19 protein-coding genes are annotated in these 17,673 nt (G+C 61.2%); 11 read left to right on the top strand and 8 right to left on the bottom strand.

Going from position 1 to position 17,673, the window contains the following annotated elements:
* Positions 1-173: 173 nt before the first annotated feature.
* Complete coding sequence (locus ACCC96_RS02810) at positions 174-890, top strand: alpha/beta hydrolase (RefSeq protein WP_413694941.1); 717 nt, start codon at positions 174-176, stop codon at positions 888-890.
* An 11-nt stretch (positions 891-901) separates the two neighbouring features.
* Here the strand turns inward: ACCC96_RS02810 and ACCC96_RS02805 are convergent, their stop codons facing one another.
* Together ACCC96_RS02805 and ACCC96_RS02800 are read right to left on the bottom strand one after the other, a co-directional pair.
* Complete coding sequence (locus ACCC96_RS02805) at positions 902-1,489, bottom strand: hypothetical protein (protein WP_018928070.1); 588 nt, start codon at positions 1,487-1,489, stop codon at positions 902-904.
* A gap of 79 nt (positions 1,490-1,568) precedes the next feature.
* Positions 1,569-2,351 (bottom strand): hypothetical protein, encoded by a 783-nt coding sequence (locus ACCC96_RS02800; RefSeq protein ID WP_413694940.1) that lies wholly within the window; start codon positions 2,349-2,351, stop codon positions 1,569-1,571.
* 147 nt (positions 2,352-2,498) lie between these two features.
* Between ACCC96_RS02800 and ACCC96_RS02795 the strand changes: the two genes are divergently transcribed.
* The gene (locus ACCC96_RS02795) at positions 2,499-3,818 is read left to right on the top strand and encodes an Nramp family divalent metal transporter (protein ID WP_413694939.1); all 1,320 of its coding nucleotides are present in this window, start codon (positions 2,499-2,501) and stop codon (positions 3,816-3,818) included.
* Between the two features lie 193 nt (positions 3,819-4,011).
* On the opposite strand, the gene ACCC96_RS02790 is transcribed toward ACCC96_RS02795, so the two are convergent.
* The 3 genes from ACCC96_RS02790 to ACCC96_RS02780 are packed head-to-tail and all read right to left on the bottom strand — an operon-like array spanning position 4,012 to position 6,605.
* A complete protein-coding gene (locus ACCC96_RS02790) occupies positions 4,012-5,193 on the bottom strand; it encodes an acetyl-CoA C-acetyltransferase (protein ID WP_413694938.1) in 1,182 nt (393 codons plus the stop codon).
* A gap of 11 nt (positions 5,194-5,204) precedes the next feature.
* Complete coding sequence (locus tag ACCC96_RS02785; protein WP_018928064.1) at positions 5,205-5,870, bottom strand: CoA transferase subunit B; 666 nt, start codon at positions 5,868-5,870, stop codon at positions 5,205-5,207.
* Between the two features lie 36 nt (positions 5,871-5,906).
* On the bottom strand, positions 5,907-6,605 hold the full coding sequence (locus ACCC96_RS02780) for a CoA transferase subunit A (protein ID WP_018928063.1): 699 nt from the start codon (positions 6,603-6,605) through the stop codon (positions 5,907-5,909).
* Between the two features lie 178 nt (positions 6,606-6,783).
* Here ACCC96_RS02780 and ACCC96_RS02775 point away from each other — a divergent pair, with 178 nt between their 5' ends.
* On the top strand, positions 6,784-7,677 hold the full coding sequence (locus ACCC96_RS02775) for a LysR substrate-binding domain-containing protein (protein ID WP_413694937.1): 894 nt from the start codon (positions 6,784-6,786) through the stop codon (positions 7,675-7,677).
* Between the two features lie 251 nt (positions 7,678-7,928).
* Here ACCC96_RS02775 and ACCC96_RS02770 read toward each other — a convergent pair whose 3' ends face one another.
* Complete coding sequence (locus tag ACCC96_RS02770; RefSeq protein WP_007939004.1) at positions 7,929-8,975, bottom strand: class I SAM-dependent methyltransferase; 1,047 nt, start codon at positions 8,973-8,975, stop codon at positions 7,929-7,931.
* A 300-nt stretch (positions 8,976-9,275) separates the two neighbouring features.
* Here ACCC96_RS02770 and ACCC96_RS02765 point away from each other — a divergent pair, with 300 nt between their 5' ends.
* The 3 genes from ACCC96_RS02765 (at position 9,276) to ACCC96_RS02755 (ending at position 11,651) form a co-directional block, all read left to right on the top strand.
* A complete protein-coding gene (locus ACCC96_RS02765) occupies positions 9,276-10,115 on the top strand; it encodes a DUF692 domain-containing protein (RefSeq protein ID WP_413694949.1) in 840 nt (279 codons plus the stop codon).
* The gene (locus tag ACCC96_RS02760) at positions 10,108-10,875 is read left to right on the top strand and encodes a DUF2063 domain-containing protein (RefSeq protein ID WP_413694936.1); all 768 of its coding nucleotides are present in this window, start codon (positions 10,108-10,110) and stop codon (positions 10,873-10,875) included. The genes ACCC96_RS02765 and ACCC96_RS02760 overlap by 8 nt, the downstream gene beginning before the upstream one ends.
* Before the next feature lie 452 nt (positions 10,876-11,327).
* On the top strand, positions 11,328-11,651 hold the full coding sequence (locus ACCC96_RS02755) for a hypothetical protein (RefSeq protein ID WP_026345827.1): 324 nt from the start codon (positions 11,328-11,330) through the stop codon (positions 11,649-11,651).
* 279 nt (positions 11,652-11,930) lie between these two features.
* On the opposite strand, the gene ACCC96_RS02750 is transcribed toward ACCC96_RS02755, so the two are convergent.
* Together ACCC96_RS02750 and ACCC96_RS02745 are read right to left on the bottom strand one after the other, a co-directional pair.
* Complete coding sequence (locus tag ACCC96_RS02750; RefSeq protein WP_413694935.1) at positions 11,931-13,241, bottom strand: ATP-binding protein; 1,311 nt, start codon at positions 13,239-13,241, stop codon at positions 11,931-11,933.
* Positions 13,238-13,978: a response regulator gene (locus ACCC96_RS02745; RefSeq protein WP_026345826.1), complete on the bottom strand. Its 741-nt coding sequence runs from the start codon at positions 13,976-13,978 to the stop codon at positions 13,238-13,240. Before ACCC96_RS02745 ends, ACCC96_RS02750 begins: the two co-directional genes overlap by 4 nt.
* Positions 13,979-14,295: 317 nt before the next feature.
* On the opposite strand from ACCC96_RS02745, the gene ACCC96_RS02740 reads away from it, so the two are divergent.
* The 5 genes from ACCC96_RS02740 to ACCC96_RS02720 all read left to right on the top strand — a co-directional run bounded on the left by ACCC96_RS02740 (position 14,296) and on the right by ACCC96_RS02720 (position 17,487).
* Complete coding sequence (locus ACCC96_RS02740; RefSeq protein WP_019649304.1) at positions 14,296-14,559, top strand: DUF2790 domain-containing protein; 264 nt, start codon at positions 14,296-14,298, stop codon at positions 14,557-14,559.
* A 50-nt stretch (positions 14,560-14,609) separates the two neighbouring features.
* Entirely contained in the window at positions 14,610-14,882 is a 273-nt protein-coding gene (locus ACCC96_RS02735) for a hypothetical protein (protein WP_413694934.1), read from the top strand.
* Between the two features lie 88 nt (positions 14,883-14,970).
* A complete protein-coding gene (locus ACCC96_RS02730; protein ID WP_258673348.1) occupies positions 14,971-16,179 on the top strand; it encodes a cytochrome c biogenesis protein DipZ in 1,209 nt (402 codons plus the stop codon).
* Between the two features lie 185 nt (positions 16,180-16,364).
* Positions 16,365-16,637 carry a DUF4242 domain-containing protein gene (locus ACCC96_RS02725; RefSeq protein WP_258673350.1) on the top strand — a complete coding sequence of 91 codons (273 nt, stop codon included), beginning with the start codon at positions 16,365-16,367 and terminating at the stop codon, positions 16,635-16,637.
* A 37-nt stretch (positions 16,638-16,674) separates the two neighbouring features.
* On the top strand, positions 16,675-17,487 hold the full coding sequence (locus tag ACCC96_RS02720; RefSeq protein ID WP_019649300.1) for a class I SAM-dependent methyltransferase: 813 nt from the start codon (positions 16,675-16,677) through the stop codon (positions 17,485-17,487).
* Positions 17,488-17,673 lie beyond the last annotated feature (186 nt).

Genomic DNA, 17,673 nt, shown 5'->3' with positions numbered 1-17,673 from the left:
TTTTTTTTTTTTTTTTTATAAAAAAAAAAAAAATATACAGACCCCCTCCCGCGCCCTGCTCCTACGAGGAGACGGTGCATCAGAGGGAAACGGTGCATCGGAGGGAGGCGATGCATCGGCGGGAAGAGATGTTAGGCTCTGTCCCGAATCCTGCGCGCTGTGAAGGAAGGTTTATGTTGAAGTTTCTCGCTCTGCTCACGCTCCTGGCGGCCACCGCCGTCCACGCTGAAATCCCGCTACACACCGATCTGCCGCTCAAGTACCTGGAACAGGCCAACGTCGAATCCCGTAACCAGCCCTTGGTGATTTTCCTGCACGGTTACGGTAGCAACGAGCAGGACCTGTTCGGCATCAAGGATGAATTGCCACCGCAGTACAACTACCTGTCGGTGCGGGCGCCGATGACGTTGGAAGAGGGCAGTTACCAGTGGTTTCGCAAAAAGGGCGAGGGCGCCTATAACGGCGAGACGGACGACCTGAAGGCCAGCGGCCAGGTGCTGCTGGATTTCGTCGCACAAGCGGCAAAGAAATATCACACCGAAACGGACAAGGTTTTCCTGGTGGGTTTCAGCCAGGGCGCGATCATGTCCTATGAAGTCGCTTTGCGTCATCCCGAGGCGGTGGGCGGCATTGCGGCGTTGAGCGGGCGCATCCTGCCGGTGCTCAAGTCCGAACTCAAACCGGATGAAAAACGCCAGTCGCTGGCGATTTTCATCGGTCATGGCACCGCCGACAAACGCCTGCCCTACAACGACGGCACCGAGGCCGACAGCCTGTTGCAACGGCTGTCACTCAAGCCCGAGTTTCATGCCTACGAAGGTGTCGGCCACAGCATCAGCGCCACCGAGATGCAGGATTTGAGCGCCTGGTTGCAGCGCCTCAATCCCTGAGCCGGTCGGGTTTATTTGCCGGTGATGATCTGGTTCACCAGCGTTTCGTGGCCGGTTTTGTCGTTGGGGCGGGAGATGACCTGAATGATGGCCATGCGAGTGCCAGAAGCGGCCATCAGCGAGGTGTCGAGGGTCATGCCGCCGCCCTGGGTGGCGGTGCTGTCGATCTGTCGCAGGCCCAGCCCCGTGCCTTTCTGGGTCAGGCTTTTTTCGCTCAGCTTGTTGAAGTCCGGCAAGGCGTTGCGTTGCTCGGTGGCGAAGGCGGACACGGTGGCGTCGAGGAACTCACCGTCGTTGTCCTTGACGTTGGCGCCGCCGGGAATGGTGTTTTCGGCGGCGATCACCACGGTTTTGCTGGTCTGGTTGGTGTACATCGTGCCCGTCGCCCCAGCGGTGCCGGTGGCCGCGTCGCCGGCCGGCAGCGGATTGGCAATGAAGCCCTTGGGCAGGGTGAAGGTGAACTTGCCGCCGAGCATCGAGACCTTCTGGGTCGGCGCTTTGTCGCTGGTAGTGGCCTTGGCCGCCTGCGCATTCAAGGCCCCCAGGCTGGCAGCCGCTGTCAGCAGCAGAACAACGGCTTTTTTACTCAACAATGACATTCAAACTCTCCGTGGGATGGTAGCGCTATGACGGCGATCATCCCACGGATCGCGATTTGCTACACCGGGTGCGTGGTGATCATCGTTGCCGTTCGTTGAAACGATAGGGCGTTGGGCGCAAGGCCCGTTGTTTTGTCACCAACAGCATCCCGAACGAGGCGCCGATCCCCAACACAAATCCCATCCAGCCGAACCTCGGCAACGCCAACGCCAGCACCAGGCAAAACGCCGCAAACGAATACATCCCGGTAGCTGTAGCCCGCAGCAACGCCGCAGTAAACGCCGGCCCGCGAGTCTGCTGGGAAAACACTGCCATCACACTGCCCAGCACCGGGAACACTGCAAGCAATCCGCTCCAGCGCTCGCCGACGGTGCTGGCCAGCAACGTCACGGCCAAGGTGAGCATCGCGCCAGCCATCATCCGCAGCAGCAGTTTGTCGGATTTGGGCGCCGGGCCTGAAACGACGGGTTGCACCGAGGGAAACAGGTACGGCGCGGCCAGCAACGCGGTGGCGGCGGCGATCACCGAGAGCGTCAGCGACGGCGGGATCAGCGACAGCACAACAGCCACCGACGCCCAGACCAGCAGCGCCATCGTCAGTGCCCACGACCAGCTCAAGCGTTGTGCGAGCTGGGCATACGTCACGCAGAAGGCAATCATCGCGAACATGGCTGAAAGCGCCGCCGTTGCCGCCTGAGCGGCGAACACATGGCCTTGCTCGATGGCGAGGAACAACAGAATCGGCCCGACCACCACCGGCAACCCCGACAGCCAACCGGCCACGCTCGGTCCCCAGCGTTTACCGGCCAGGGAAATCAGCAACAGAAACCCCGGAATCACCAGCAGCTTGAGCATCAGCACGCACGCATCTCCATTTGTGTGTGCCGGTCACGTTAGCATTGCGGGCGATGGATTGCTTAAGGCGGTTTCTGCGCAAGCGTTGAGCGCCTACACCCGGGTGCGCGAAACGTCTAAGCTGCGCGCTCCCACCTGTTGACGGATGCTTGCGTGAAATTCAGTTTGCCCAAAGTCGGCACCGCGCCGTTTTGCCCACCGGAAGTGGCCGGCACGGTTGCCGTTGACCCTGGTGCTTCGTTCTACAAGCGCGTTCTGCGTTTTGCCGGCCCCGGTTTGCTGGTGTCCATCGGCTACATGGACCCGGGCAACTGGGCCACGGCCATCGAGGCCGGTTCGCGGTTTGGCTACAGCCTGTTGTTCGTGGTGTTGCTGGCGAGCCTGGCGGGGATGGTGGTGCAGTGTTTGTGCTCGCGTCTGGGTATCGCCACCGGGCGCGATCTGGCGCAGTTGTGCCGGGAGCGCTACAGCACGCGGACCGCACGGACCCAGTGGCTGCTGGCGGAAATTTCGATCATTGCCACCGACCTCGCCGAAGTGCTCGGCTGCGCCCTGGCGTTCCACTTGCTGCTGGGTTGTTCGCTGACGTTTGGCATCGCGCTCACCGCGTTCGACACGTTGCTGGTATTGGCCCTGCAAAACCGCGGTTTTCGTCGGCTGGAGGCGATCATGCTGGTGCTGGTGGGCACTATTGGCGCGTGTTTCTTCGTCGAACTGCTGCTGATCAAACCCTATTGGCCGGACGTCGCTCGCGGTTTCACACCGTCACTTTCGGTGATCGGCGATGCGGCGCCGTTGTACCTGGCCATCGGCATTCTCGGGGCCACGGTGATGCCGCATAACTTGTTCCTGCATACCTCGATCGTGCAGACGCGGATGATCGGCAAGGACCTGGCCAGCAAGCAGGACGCGGTCAAACTGGCGCGCATCGACACCCTCGGCTCCCTGGCGCTGGCACTGCTGGTCAACGCGGCGATCCTGATTCTTGCTGCGGCGGCCTTCCACAAGACCGGGCATACCGACGTGGTGGACATCCAGGACGCCTATCACTTGCTCGATCCATTGGTGGGCGGGGCGTTGGCCAGTGTGTTGTTTGGTGTGGCGTTGCTGGCGTCGGGGCAGAGCTCGACCTTCACCGGCACCATCGCGGGCCAGGTGATCATGGAGGGCTACCTGAACCTGCGCTTGCCCTGCTGGCAACGGCGCTTGATCACTCGCGGGCTGGCGCTGATCCCGGCGTTTATCGGCGTGTGGCTGATGGGCGACGGGGCAATCGGCAAACTGCTCGTGTTGAGTCAGGTGGTACTCAGCCTGCAACTGCCGTTCGCGTTGTACCCGTTGATTCGCATGACCAACGATCAGACGCTCATGGGGCCGTTTGTGAATCGGCTGCCAACTCGGGTGTTGGCGTGGGGATTGTTTACGGTAATCAGTGCGGCCAACAGCTGGTTGATTTTGCAGTTTGTGGGCTGATCCCGGAGGGCGAACCTGGTGAAATTTGCCTGAGGACAGGACAAAAAGGAACCCGGTTTGTGGCGAGGGAGCTTGCTCCCGCTTGAGTGCGTAGCACTCACAAAATCTTTGGTACATCAGAGATTTTGGGGCCGCTTCGCAGCCCAGCGGGAGCAAGCTCCCTCGCCACAGGGGATTGGTGTCTCGAACAGGCTTACATGCGCTCGATGGCCAATGCCACGCCCTGACCACCACCAATGCACAGGGTGGCCAAACCTTTCTTGGCATCACGCTTGATCATCTCGTGCAGCAGGGTCACCAGCACCCGGCAACCCGACGCACCAATCGGATGACCCAAGGCGATGGCGCCGCCGTTGACATTGACCTTGTCCAGATCCCATTCCAGGTCCTTGGCCACCGCCAGGGATTGCGCGGCGAAGGCTTCGTTGGCCTCGATCAGCTCCAGTTGATCGATGGACCAGCCGGCCTTGTCCAGGCAACGACGGGTGGCGCTGACCGGGCCGATGCCCATGATCGCCGGGTCGACGCCCGCGTTGGCGTACGCGGCGATTTTCGCCAGCACCGGCAGGCCGAGGGCCTTGGCTTTTGCGGCGCTCATCAGAATCACGGCAGCCGCACCGTCGTTCAGCGAAGAGGCGTTGCCGGCGGTCACCGAACCATCCTTTTTGAAGGCCGGTTTCAGTTTGCCCAGGGACTCGGCGGTGGTGCCGGCCCGCGGCTGTTCATCGGTGGCGAAGGCCAGTGGATCGCCCTTGCGCTGGGGGATCAGGATCGGGGTGATTTCATCGACGAAGCGCCCGGCTTCGATGGCGGCCACGGCTTTCTGTTGCGAGGCGGCCGCGAAGGCGTCCTGGGTCTCACGGCTGATGCCGTACTTGTCCACCAGGTTCTCGGCGGTGATGCCCATGTGGTAATCGTTGAACGCATCCCACAAACCGTCGCTGATCATCGTGTCGACGATCTGGCTGTGGCCCATGCGCAGACCGGTGCGGGCGCCGGGCAGCACGTAATTGGCCAGGCTCATGTTTTCCTGGCCGCCGGCGATGATCACCTCGGCATCGCCGCAGCGAATCGCCTGTGCCGCCAGGTGCAGCGCTTTCAGGCCCGAGCCGCAGACCTTGTTCAGGGTCATGGCCGGTACGGCGTGAGGCAGGCCGGCCTTGATCGCAGCCTGACGCGCAGGGTTTTGTCCGGCGCCGGCGGTCAATACCTGGCCCATGATCACTTCATCGACCTGCGCCGGGTCCAGATCGGTTTGCGCCAGCAACTGGCGGATCACCGCAGCACCGAGATCAACCGCGGACACATTGGCCAACGCGCCCTGGAAACTGCCGATGGCAGTGCGAGTGGCAGCAACAATCACAACGTCTTGCATGGACGGATTCCTCACTGGGCAGCGAACTGCATTTCCGGGACGTGGTCAGGCACGATCAGTTTGCCGGCGGTCTTGGCGACGATTTCCTCAACGCTCACGCCTGGTGCGCGTTCCTTGAGAATGAACGCGCCGTTGTGGATTTCCAAGTAGGCCAGGTCAGTCAGTACGCGTTTGATGCAACCGGCGCCGGTCAGCGGCAGGCTGCAGCGCGGCAGCAGTTTCGACTCACCGTCCTTGGAGGCGTGGGTCATGGTGACGATGATGTTGTCCGCACCGGCCACCAGGTCCATCGCGCCGCCCATGCCCTTGACCAGTTTGCCGGGGATCATCCAGGAGGCGATGTTGCCTTCGACGTCCACTTCGAACGCGCCGAGCACGGTCAGGTCAATGTGGCCGCCGCGGATCATCGCGAACGATTCGGCGGAGGAGAAAATCGACGCGCCGATACGCGCGGTCACGGTTTGCTTGCCGGCGTTGATCATGTCGGCGTCGACTTCGGCGTCGGTCGGAAAGGCGCCCATGCCGAGCAGGCCGTTTTCCGATTGCAGCATGACTTCCATGCCTTCGGGGATGTAGTTGGCGACCAGGGTCGGAATGCCGATGCCGAGGTTCACGTAGTAGCCGTCCTGCATTTCGCGGGCGACGCGCTGAGCCATTTGTTCGCGGGAAAGTGCCATTGTTGTTATTCCTTCATTCGGTCCGGGGGCAGGGGATCACTTACGCACGGTGCGCTGTTCGATGCGCTTTTCGAACGTGCCGCAAATGACCCGGTCGACGTAGATGCCAGGGGTGTGGATCTGCGACGGGTCCAGCTCGCCGGGTTCGACGATTTCTTCGACTTCGACCACGGTGATCTTGCCGGCAGTGGCGGCCAGCGGGTTGAAGTTCTGGGCGGTGTGGCGATAGACCACGTTACCGAAATGGTCGGCTTTCCAGCCTTTGACGATGGCGAAGTCACCGGTGATGGATTCTTCCATCAGGTACTGGCGGCCCTTGAATTCGCGCACTTCCTTGCCTTCAGCGACTGGAGTGCCGACGCCGGTGGCGGTGAAAAACGCCGGGATGCCGGCACCGCCTGCGCGCATTTTCTCGGCGAGGGTGCCTTGGGGGGTCAGGACGACTTCGATTTCGCCTTTAAGCAGTTGGTCTTCGAACAGTTTGTTCTCGCCGACGTAGGAGGCCACCACTTTGCGGATCTGCCGGTCCACCAGCAGCACGCCGAGACCGAAACCATCGACGCCGCAGTTGTTGGAGACCACGGTGAGGTCACGGGTGCCCCGGTGCTGGATCTCGGCGATGAGGTTTTCCGGAATCCCGCACAGGCCGAAGCCGCCGGAGATCACGGTCATGCCGTCTTCAAGACCGGCCATCGCTTCCTCATAGGAATACACGCGCTTGTCGAACCCTGCCATATGCACCTCTTTTATTCTTTGTGGGCGGCTGGCTAGCCGGATGGGGATGGAGTGTCTCGCTGCAGGATTTATTTGTTAAGTTGATTTTTAAGGTTGATTGATAGATAAAACTCACTAATTGTAGGGGCAGCCTTCGGCAGCTCCTACAGTGTGTGCGTACGAGGTTGGAGATACGGGCATGACCGTTAAACAGATCCGCGCCTTCCTGGCCGTAGCCCAGAGTTTGAGCTTTGCCGTGGCTTGCGAGCGGCTGCACCTGTCCCAGTCGGCGTTGAGCCTGACCATCAAGGCGCTGGAGGAGGGCCTGGGTGGGCGCCTGTTCACCCGCAATACCCGCAACGTCGCACTGACCGCCGAGGGTGAATCGCTGCTGCCACTGGCCCGCCGGCTGATCGCGGACTGGGACAATGCCGAGGATGAACTGCGCCAACGCTTCACCCTTCAGCGCGGCCGCGTGACACTGGCGGCGATGCCGTCGTTTGCCGGCAACCTGCTGCCGCCGATCCTCAAGACCTTCCGCGCGCGTTATCCCAAGGTCAACGTCACGGTGAACGACGTGATCAACGAGCAGGTGCTGGAAATGGTCAGCGACCGCCAGGTGGAGTTGGGCGTGGCGTTTGAGCCGACCCAGAGTTCGTCGCTGCAATTTACCCCGTTGTACATCGACCGGTTTGTGGCGGTGGTGCCGCTTGATTCACCGCTGGCGGACCTGGGCGACATCGATTGGCAGACCTTGCTCAAGGAACCGTTCATTACCTTGCAGCGACCGTCCACGGTGCGGGTGATGCTCGAAGAGCACTTGCAGGCGCGGGGCATGAAATTGCCGGTGGAGTTTGAAAGTCATCAGTTGGCGACGGTCGGGCGGATGGTGGCCAGCGGACTGGGCGTGAGCGCGGTGCCAGCGTTGTGCGCCGGGCAGATGCGCGAGCTGGGCGCGCGCTGCATCACCCTGCGCGATCCGGTGGTGGAACGGGCGATCGGGGTGCTGACGACGGGGCAAGAACTGTCGGCGGCGGCGCAGGCGTTGTTCGATATTCTCAAGGCTGAAAACCTTGGCGAGCGTCTGAGCTGATCACGGTCACCTATGGGGGCGGGCTTGTGTGGCGAGGGGGCTTGCCCCCGTTGGGGCGCGAAGCACCCCTAAAACCAATCACCGCGATCTTGAATTTAGAAAGCGGTGATTGGTTTTACGACTGCTTCGCAATCGAACGGGGCGATGCGGCGTTCCGACAAGCCCCCTCGCCACACAAGCCCGCTCCCACAGGGTCCGGTTTCATCCGTTGCATCCGGGCAGACCAACCTGCCCGGGTGATGAGCCGGGCGTTATTTACGCGCCTCCAGAATCAGGTTGAACGGCGTTTCCGTGGCTCGCCGGAACTGGGTGAACCCCGCCTCGGTGAAGACCTTGCGCAACCGAGCCTCGCCCGCTTGGGCACCGAGCCCGAGGCCGACCTCCTGGGACAGCGAGTTAGGTGTGCAGATAAAGGTCGAGGCGGCATAGAACAGCCGTCCTACCGGGTTGGTGTTCTCGTCAAGTGTGTCGTTGGCGAAGGGCTCAACCAGCAGCACCGTGCCGTCGGGTTTGAGCGATTCATAGGCATGCTTTGCGGCACCGACCGGGTCACCCATGTCGTGCAGGCAATCGAAATAGCAAATCAGGTCATAGTCGTCGCCCGGATAGCTCTTGGCGTTGCCCTGGAAGAACCGTGCCCGTCCGGACACGCCACCTTCTTCGGCGCGCTGAGTGGCGACGGTGATCGAAGGCGCGTGGTAATCGAAACCGACGAACCGTGAATCCGGGAAGGCCTGGGCCATGATCACGGTCGAGGCGCCGTGGCCGCAGCCGATGTCTGCTACTTTCGCGCCGGCTTCCAGTTTGGCGACCACCCCGTCGAGGGCCGGCAGCCACTCGCTGACCAGATGCGCCTTGTAGCCTGGGCGGAAGAACCGCTCGGTGCCGCTGAACATGCACGGATGGTGATCGCCCCAGGGCAGGGCACCGTTGCCGCGCATGGCGTTGACCAGTTTGTCCTTGTCATGGAAAAACGACGCAACCACCGCCATACCGCCGGCTACATAAACCGGTGAATCTTCGATCGCCAGCGCCAGGGCTTGCTCTTCGGGCAGGCGGAACTGGCCGTCGCGGTGTTCCATGTAACCGGAGGCGGCGTGGGCGCTGAGCCACTCACGCAGCAGGCGGGTGTTGCAGCCGGTCTTCGCGGCGAGTGTTTCGGGGGTGACGGGCTGACTGTCGGCCATGGCCCGGTACAGGCCGAGTTCTTCGCCGAGGATGACGTTGGCGAGCATCGCCGCGCCACCCATGTCGCTCACCAGTTTGCCCATGAAATCATTGAGTCTGGCCTCGTCCATCTTGTGTGCTCCTTCAGCAGGATCACGGCCTGCAGGCTTTGTTTGTCGAGGCATGCACCTGTGGGCGGTGATCGTGGGAATGAACAGGACGATAACCGCGTCCTGGCTCCCCCCTACGGGGGTAATCAACAAGTCTAGTTCGTGTATCCCTCTGTATCTGGCTGCCTGTCCGATACAGTGCGCTGAGAAGAGGGGCGTTTGCGCACACAGACCCGACACACCGCGTCGCTTAACTGGACCTGCCGGCCGGCACTGAGCATTCAGGCGCTGGAGACCGGATCCCAGGATGAGATCGACACCATGCAAACTCCCCTCACATCAGCGCCGGCGACCGTCGGGCTAGGCTTGCGCCGTGGCTTGATGAACGACCTTCAAGCGGCCCCGGCGGGCGCTTTTGACTTTCTGGAAGTCGCGCCGGAAAACTGGATCGGTATCGGCGGCGCGCATGGCGCGGCGTTTCGTGCCCTGGCCGAGCGTTATCCGTTGTCCTGTCACGGCTTGTCGTTGTCATTAGGCGGATCGGCGCCGCTGGACGTCGGGTTTCTGCGGGAAGTGCGGAGTTTCCTCGATCACTACAAGGTGCCGCTGTACAGCGAACACCTGAGCTACTGCAGCGATGACGGGCATCTTTACGACCTGCTGCCGTTGCCATTTACCGAAGAAGCGGTGCACCACGTCGCCACCCGGATTCGTCAGGCACAGGACATTCTCGGTCGGCGTCTGGCGGTGGAAAACGTCTCCTACTACGCCGCGCCGCAGCAGGACATGGACGAATTGACGTTCACCAACGCAGTGCTGCGCGAAGCCGATTGCGACCTGCTGCTGGACGTCAACAATGTCTACGTCAACTCGATCAATCACGGTTCTGATCCGCAGACGTTTCTGGCGGGCATCGACACGGGGCGAGTGGTCGCGATGCATGTGGCGGGGCATTTCGACGAATCCGACACCCTGAAAATCGACACCCACGGCGCCTCGGTCAAACCGGTGGTCTGGGCTTTGCTGGCCGAGGCGTATGCGCGGTTCGGCGTACAGCCGACGCTGCTTGAACGGGACTTCAATTACCCGGCGTTCTCTGAACTGGTGAGCGAGTTGCAGGCAATCCGCCGACTGCAAGACGAGGAGGCGAACCGTGGATAAGCCGACGCTGCACCAGCAGCAAGACACATTGACTCGCTACCTGCGCGACCCCGACCACTGTGCTCCTCCCGTCGGGATGGACGTGGCACGGGCGCAGGTTTATCGCGACCTGGTGTTCTCGAACCTGTCGTCGTTGCTCAGCGGCACCTTTCCGGTGTTGGTGAGAATACTGGGGGACAGTGACTGGCGTTCTCTGGTGCGAATCTTCCTGCGGGACTACCGCGCTCACACGCCAAAATTCGGCGAGATCGCCCAGGAGTTCGTCGAATTCCTCGCCGCTGAACCGCAAGTGTTGAGCGATGGACCGTGGCCGCCGTTCATGGTCGAGCTGGCGCATTACGAATGGGTCGAAATGGCCCTGCAACAATCCGACGCCGAGCCGTTGCCGGCCAGCGATGCTGGATTGCTGCTGGAGCGACCGTTGCAGGTTTCGCCACTGGCCTGGCCGTTGGCCTATGGCTGGCCGGTGCAAAAAGTGGGGCCGGATTATCGGCCGCAAGTGCTACCGACTCAGCCCACGTTACTGTTGGTGCGTCGGGCTGAAGACTGGAGTGTGCGCTTCTCCGAGCTGAGCCCGTTGGCGTGGCGGTTGTTGCAGCGGATCGGGGAATTTCCTGAACTCGATGGCCGGGCGCAGCTGGAAGGGCTGGCGGTGGAGGCGGGGATGGCTGGGTCGCAGGCCTTTATCGACAGTGGATTGGCGTTGTTGCGGCAGATGCACAGGGAACGGGTAATCGGTATAGCGGCCTTTAGTCGCTGATAATCAGCGAATCACCCTACATCCATTTCCACCTTTCCTGACTTCTTTCCTGATCGATCCCCCGCAAAGTCCCCGCGCCTAATTTTCTGCGCAGCTGTTTAAATCTCTCGGGATAACTGCGAAATTTCTGGGCAAGGTCATCGGAAGTTTCCTTCAAGTTGTGGCGTTTTTCGTGAACTGGTGGACGATGGGGTATAGGGATAGTCTTTCGCTGTCACCGCGGAAGTGGTGGCAGGGTGTAGGAGCCCTCTCTCATGGTGCAACAGCTTTGTCGTTTGATTGCGGCGCTTAATTCGTGTCCGTAAGATCGTTCGCGGCGGCTGTGCGCGGGACACGCTTCGGCGTGGCCGAGGTTCATGAGTGCTCGGTACTCCTACTCCTGCGCATGGCTGCCACCCAAACCTGTAGGAGGGTGCGTTGGCAGCTCATATTCATACTCATGGAAATTACAAATGACGACGCTAACGCCAGATCCACCCTACGAAAAAATAGTTCCTCATCCCGAAAACCGCTTCATGGCCCTAACCGGCAACTGCACCGACATGCCCACCCTGTTCGTCGATACCCACGCGCCGATCGATGTTTTGTATGACACTGCCAGCTATCGAATTCGCGCAGTTACTCAGGTGCTTGAGAACATGTCGATGCGCGGTTCAGTCGAGTGCGAATCCTTCATTCTCAGTGATTTTGCTTTGCTCTGTGCCATTCCATTGCGCGATGGCTGCGATGTGCTGGATGTAATTGGGCGGCGGTTGCGGGCTCGGCCTTCGGAGTAGCTTCTAGCGCGGCTTTTGTGGCGAGGGGGCTTGCCCCCGTTGGGCAGCGCAGCGGCCCCAAAATCAGCAATCCGGTTTTGTCAGGTTCGCTAGGGGGGGTGTCCTTGCGACTGCTTCGCAGTCGAACGGGGCGATGCGGCGTTCCGACAAGCCCCCTCGCCACAGGGTTTGGGTTGGATGGGGGCTGCTGCGCAGCCCAGCGGGAGCAAGCCCCCTCGCCACAAGGGCCTGACCGCACACAATCCCCCAAACACCACACCTACATTGGATGGATGGTGTTTATTGGGGCTTTGGCAATTTGAGCTCCGCACACAACCCACCGCCCTCACGATTGCTCAAGGTCAGTGACCCGCCAATCGCCAGCGCCAATTGCTGGGCAATCGCCAATCCCAAGCCGGTCCCGCCGGTGCTGCGATTACGCGAATTCTCCACGCGGTAGAACGGCTGCATCACCTGGGCCAATTGCTCTTCGGCAATCCCCGGCCCTCGGTCCATGACCTTCACCGACAAGCTGCCGTCGGCCTTCGTTTCCACCCACAATTCAGCCGCGCCAGCGAATTTCAGCGCGTTGTCTACCAGGTTCACCAGCACTCGCCGCAAGGCATGGGGCCGGGTGTCGATGACTGCGGCGCTTTTGCCGCCCAGCTGCACGTCTTTGCCCATGTCCTGATAGTCGAACACCAGGCTGTCGAGGAACGAATCCAGATCGGTGCGGCGACTTTCCTCGGTGGCGCCATGGATGCTGCGAGCGTAGGCCACGCCTTCGCGCACCAGGTGTTCCATCTCGCCGAGGTCGTTCCACAGTTTGTCTTTTTCGCTGGAGTCGTCCATGAATTCGGCACGCAGTTTCATGCGCGTGATCGGGGTTTGCAGGTCGTGGGAAATCGCCGCCAACAGTTGCATGCGCTCCTTGAGATACGCCGCAATGCGCGCCTGCATGGCATTGAATGCCCTGGCGGCGTAGGCGACTTCGGTCGGGCCTTTTTCATCAAGGTGCACGGCGTGGGTGTTGGGGTCGAGGGTTTCCACGGCTTGGGCGAGGCGGGTGAGCGGGCGGATGGCGATTCTCACGGCCAGCCAGGTGCAGGCGATCAGTAGCGCCAGTTGCCCCAGTAATACCGCCGGTAACCACGGGGACAAAGGCACCATCGCGGGGCGCACGTCGATGGTGACGGGGCTGCCGTCCTTCAGTTTCAGATGGGCCTGGAAGTGTTTCTTCGGGCCGGGGATGTCGGTAAAAGTCAGCGGATATTCATGGCCGATGGCGTCCTGAATCGAGGGGACGGCAATCGGCACATCGCTGGGCGCCATCGGTGTGCCGGGTGAACCTTCATTCAGCAGATAACCATAGTTGGTGCGTTCCAGGCGCTGCAGCCAGCTCGCTCGTTCGTTGGCGGGCAAGCGGTCGAGGATGGCGAGGGACGTCGAGACGTCGGTTTCCAGGTTGCCCAACATGGTGCTTTTCGCACTTTCATAACGCTCGTAGTACTGCGCGCCAAAGGACAGCGCCTGGGCGAGGATCAGGCCGATCAGGAAAATCAGCGACAGCCGCGAGGCCAGCGTGCGGGGCCAGTGCAGCGCAAGGTTCATGATGGCGCACCGAGCACTTCCACCGGCAGGGAAAACACATAGCCTTCGCTGCGTACGGTCTTGATGTAGGCCGGTTCCCGGGCGTCGTCGAGCAGGCGCTGACGCAAGCGGCTGACCAGCAAATCGATGGAGCGGTCAAACAGATCGGCGTCGCGGCCTTGAGTCAGGTTGAGCAACTGGTCGCGATTGAGCACCCGCTGAGGATGATCGAGGAACACCCGCAGCAAACGATATTCCGCGCCGCTGAGGGCGACCATGGTGCCATCCTGATCCAGCAGATGCCGGGCCGAGGTGTCCAGGCGCCAGCGCCCGAACCCCAGCAGGCGACCGCTTTCGGTGATCACCAGATTCGGCGGCAGCATCCGCGTGCGGCGCAGCACGGCGTTGATCCGGGCGAGCAGTTCACGGGCGGCGAACGGTTTGACCAGGTAGTCGTCGGCGCCCATTTCCAGGCCGATGATGCGGTCGGTTTCATCGTTGCGCGCGGTGAGCATCAGCACCGGCGTGGCCTTGTGTTTGCCGGCGCGCAGCTCACGGCAGAGCAGCAGGCCATCGTCGCCCGGCATCATGATGTCGAGCACGATCAGGTCCACCGGCGTGGTCTCCAGAAACGCGCGCATCTGCCGTCCATCTGCCACCACGGTGGTGCGCAGGCCGTTCTTCTTCAGGTAATTGCCTACCAGTTCCCGGATCTCGCGGTCATCGTCCACGATGAGAATGTGATCGACGTGTTCCATGGTCGCCATGCCTCTTGAGTAGGAGTTTTCGCGCAGTCTACCGAGTCAAGGCTCGCTCGCCCGCAGCGGTTTGTATTGCAGTGTATCTGGCCTGTCGGCGGATACACGGGGACGCAAAAACAGCCGATTTCAGGGGTTTTGTATCGCTGTGTATCGCCGGCCGGTGTTGATACATAGCAATTTACTCGCGCCTGTTCCAGACACAGACGGGATACCTCGCGGGCTTCTAATGGCTTCCATCGAGGCAAACCCAAACCGCCTCGGCCCCATCAACGATTTGGCAACGATTGACCCATTGAAGCCCCGAGGAAACCACCATGAATACCAAAGCCGTCTACGCCGCCTGCCTGTTTGCCGCCCTGAACATCTGCACCTTGTCGGCCCGGGCCGAAGCCAATGTCACCCCGCAAACCTACACCTATGGCACGCACCTGGACATCCAGAAAGTGCTGTCGATGAAAGAGGACGCCACACCTTCCTGCGGGATTGTGAATGCGCGGATGACTTACCTGGATTCCCAAGGCAAAACCCAGGCCCTTGATTACCGCAAATTCGCTGACAACTGCAACGAAGACAACTGAGTCCTTTGCTCACCCGTTCTCAATCCCTTTTTTGAAACAGGAATAACCCCATGAACAACGTCACCCGCTTTTTGACCGCCATCGTATTTTCCGTAGACGGCGTCGCCGCGCATGCCAACGCGGCTGTTGAACAGAGCAGCTGTGGCAGCAGCACCTGCTTCCAACTGACGCCGCTGGTGGCTGAGGATGGTTCCAGCCGCACACCGCAGGGGCAACTGATTGCAGAGAATGGCTCCAGCCGCACACCGCAGGGGCAATTGCTTGCAGAGAACGGTTACAGCCGGACGCCACAGGGCCAGCAGTTGGAAAACCAGATGGCTTGAAGCCAGGCACTGTTCTGATGAACTCAATATTCCCAGTGTGGGAGCAGGCTCGCTCCCACATCGGACTCGTATATTCAAGGTGATCCCCATGTTTCTCATCGCATTCCTGGGCGGCATTTTGACCGTCCTCAGCCCCTGCATCCTCCCGGTCGTGCCGTTTCTGTTTGCCGGTGTTAAACGCACACGCACCTCGATCCTGCTCACTCTCGGTGGCATGGCCCTGACCTTCGCCCTGATCTCCAGCCTGGCCGTGGTCAGCAGCGATTGGGTGATACAAGCCAACAACACCGGCCGCCATGTGGCGCTGATCGTGATGGTGCTGTTTGCGCTGTCGCTGATCTCCGCCCGCATCGGCGGCTGGCTGGCGCGCCCGTTCGTGTTGCTGGGCAATCGCCTCGACCCCAACACCCGTAAAATGTCCGGCCCTCTGGGCTCGGTGATGATCGGCGTCGCCACCGGCCTGCTCTGGGCACCGTGTGCCGGGCCGATCCTGGGGGTGATCCTCACCGGCGCGATGCTGCAAGGCGCCAATGCCCAGACCAGCTTGCTGCTGGTGGCGTATGGCCTGGGCAGCGCGTTGTCCCTGGGCACCTTGATCTTCGCCGGTCGCGGCTTGGTCAATCGCTTGAAACCGTCGATTCCGGTCACCGGTTGGCTGCGTCGCGGCGCCGGTGCCGGGGTGTTGGTCGCGGCGGCGGTCATTGCCACCGGAACCGATAACAGACTGCTCGCCGGCACCTCCTCCGAAGGTGTTACCTCGGTGGAACAGCAGGTGCTGGAAACCGTGCCGAAAGTGGTCGATTACCTGGTCAGCAAGGTCAAGGCCGACCCGATGGACGCGGCCAAAGGTGCGATGCCGTCACTCTCCGGCGCGGTCGAATGGCTCAACTCTCCAGCGCTGAGCAACGACTCCCTGCGCGGCAAAGTTGTGCTGGTGGATTTCTGGACCTATGACTGCATCAACTGCCAGCACACCTTGCCCTACGTGAAGGACTGGGCGAAAAAATATGAAAAGGACGGCCTGGTGGTGATCGGCGTGCACACCCCGGAATACGGTTACGAACGCATCCTCGACAACGTTCGCGATCAGGTGAAAAAACTCGGTATCACCTACCCGGTGGCGATCGACAACAACTACGCGATCTGGCGCGCCTTCGACAACCAATACTGGCCGGCTCACTACCTGATCGATGCCAAGGGGCAGGTGCGTTACAGCCACTTCGGCGAGGGTCGCTACGAGACTCAGGAGCAGATGATCCGGCAGCTGTTGGAAGAGGCCAAGACGCCTGCTGCGTAACACGTTTCGGTAAAGCAAGCCGACCTGTTAATCCAGCGTTACAGATGCATGACCATGCATCGGAGATCGTTGCATTTCGTGAGTCTGCCGGACGACCGGGCAGGACGGATACCTGTCCGGGAGCTTTAGTTTGTGAACGGGGTCACTTGCGATCCTGCCATCACAATCATGAAAGGGAGAGGGTTATGCCTAAGTTCATTATTGAACGCGAGCTTCCGGGAGCCGGCGCACTGGCGCAACAGGAACTCAAAGCGATCTCGCAAAAATCCTGCGATGTGTTGCGCGGGTTGGGGCCGCAAGTGCAATGGCAGCAGAGTTACGTCACGGGCGACAAGATTTATTGCGTGTACATCGCGCCGAGCGAGGAGCTCATCAGGGAGCATGCCAAACAAGGTGGCTTTCCGATCAACAGCGTTTCCCGAGTCATGAGCATCATCGATCCCACCACGGCGGAGTAAGCCGAGACGTGTTCCAACCCGCAGCGGAGCAGACTTCATGAGCACACCCATTGACCTCACCGCCCTGAAAAACCGTCAGATGACTGCGTGGGCCAGCGGCGACTACGCCGTGATCGGCACCACTTTACAGATCGTCGGCGAACAACTGGCTGAAGCCTGCGACCTGCTCTGCGATGAGCTCGTGCTGGACGTCGCTGCGGGCAACGGTAATGCCACGCTTGCCGCTGCGCGCCGGGGTTGTAAGGTCACGTCCACCGACTATGTGGCCAAGCTGCTTGAGCGTGGCGAAGACCGGGCACGGGCGGAACACCTGAACGTGACCTTTCAGGTGGCCGACGCCGAGGCGCTACCTTTCGAGGATGCCAGTTTCGATGCCGTGCTCTCGACCTTTGGGGTGATGTTTACCCCGGATCAGCCAAAGGCTGCCGCGGAATTGGCGCGGGTGTGCCGTCCGGGAGGCCGGATAGGCCTTGCCAACTGGACGCCTGAAGGATTCGTCGGGCAGATGTTCAAGGTGCTGGGGCGCCACATGCCGCCACCCGCCGGGGCTCAGCCGCCTTCAAACTGGGGCTCCGAAGCGTGGTTGCACTCACAGTTCGATCAGCGCGACTTTCTGCTCCAGGTCACACGGCGGTTGTTCAACTTCCGCTACCGCTCGGCCGCTCATTTCATCGACACCTTCCGCACCTGGTATGGCCCGGTTCACAAGGCCTTTGCGACCCTGCCGCCTGAAGGGGCCGCCGCCCTGGAAAACGACCTGACGGAACTGCTCAATCGCCTGAACCGAGCGGGGGAGAGGTCGCTGGTGGTGCCAAGCGAATACCTGGAGGTGGTGATCACCCGGCGCTGAGTCGAGAACACAAAATCCCCGTGTGCGCGACCCCTGTGGCGAGGGGGCTTGCCCCCGTTGGGTCGCGAAGCGGCCCCAAAAGCTTTGCGACTGCTTCGCAGCCGAACGGGGCGGTGCGGCGTTCCGACAAGCCCCCTCGCCACAGGAGGTCGCGCCCACAAAGGTATGTGCACAATTTGGTATTCA

It is taken from the genome of Pseudomonas sp. Pseusp11, assembly GCF_047304405.1.
In the GTDB taxonomy this organism is placed as follows: Bacteria; Pseudomonadota; Gammaproteobacteria; order Pseudomonadales; family Pseudomonadaceae; genus Aquipseudomonas.
The sequence above is the reverse complement of the archived record's forward strand: the minus strand, read 5'-3'. Positions and strand labels throughout refer to the sequence as shown.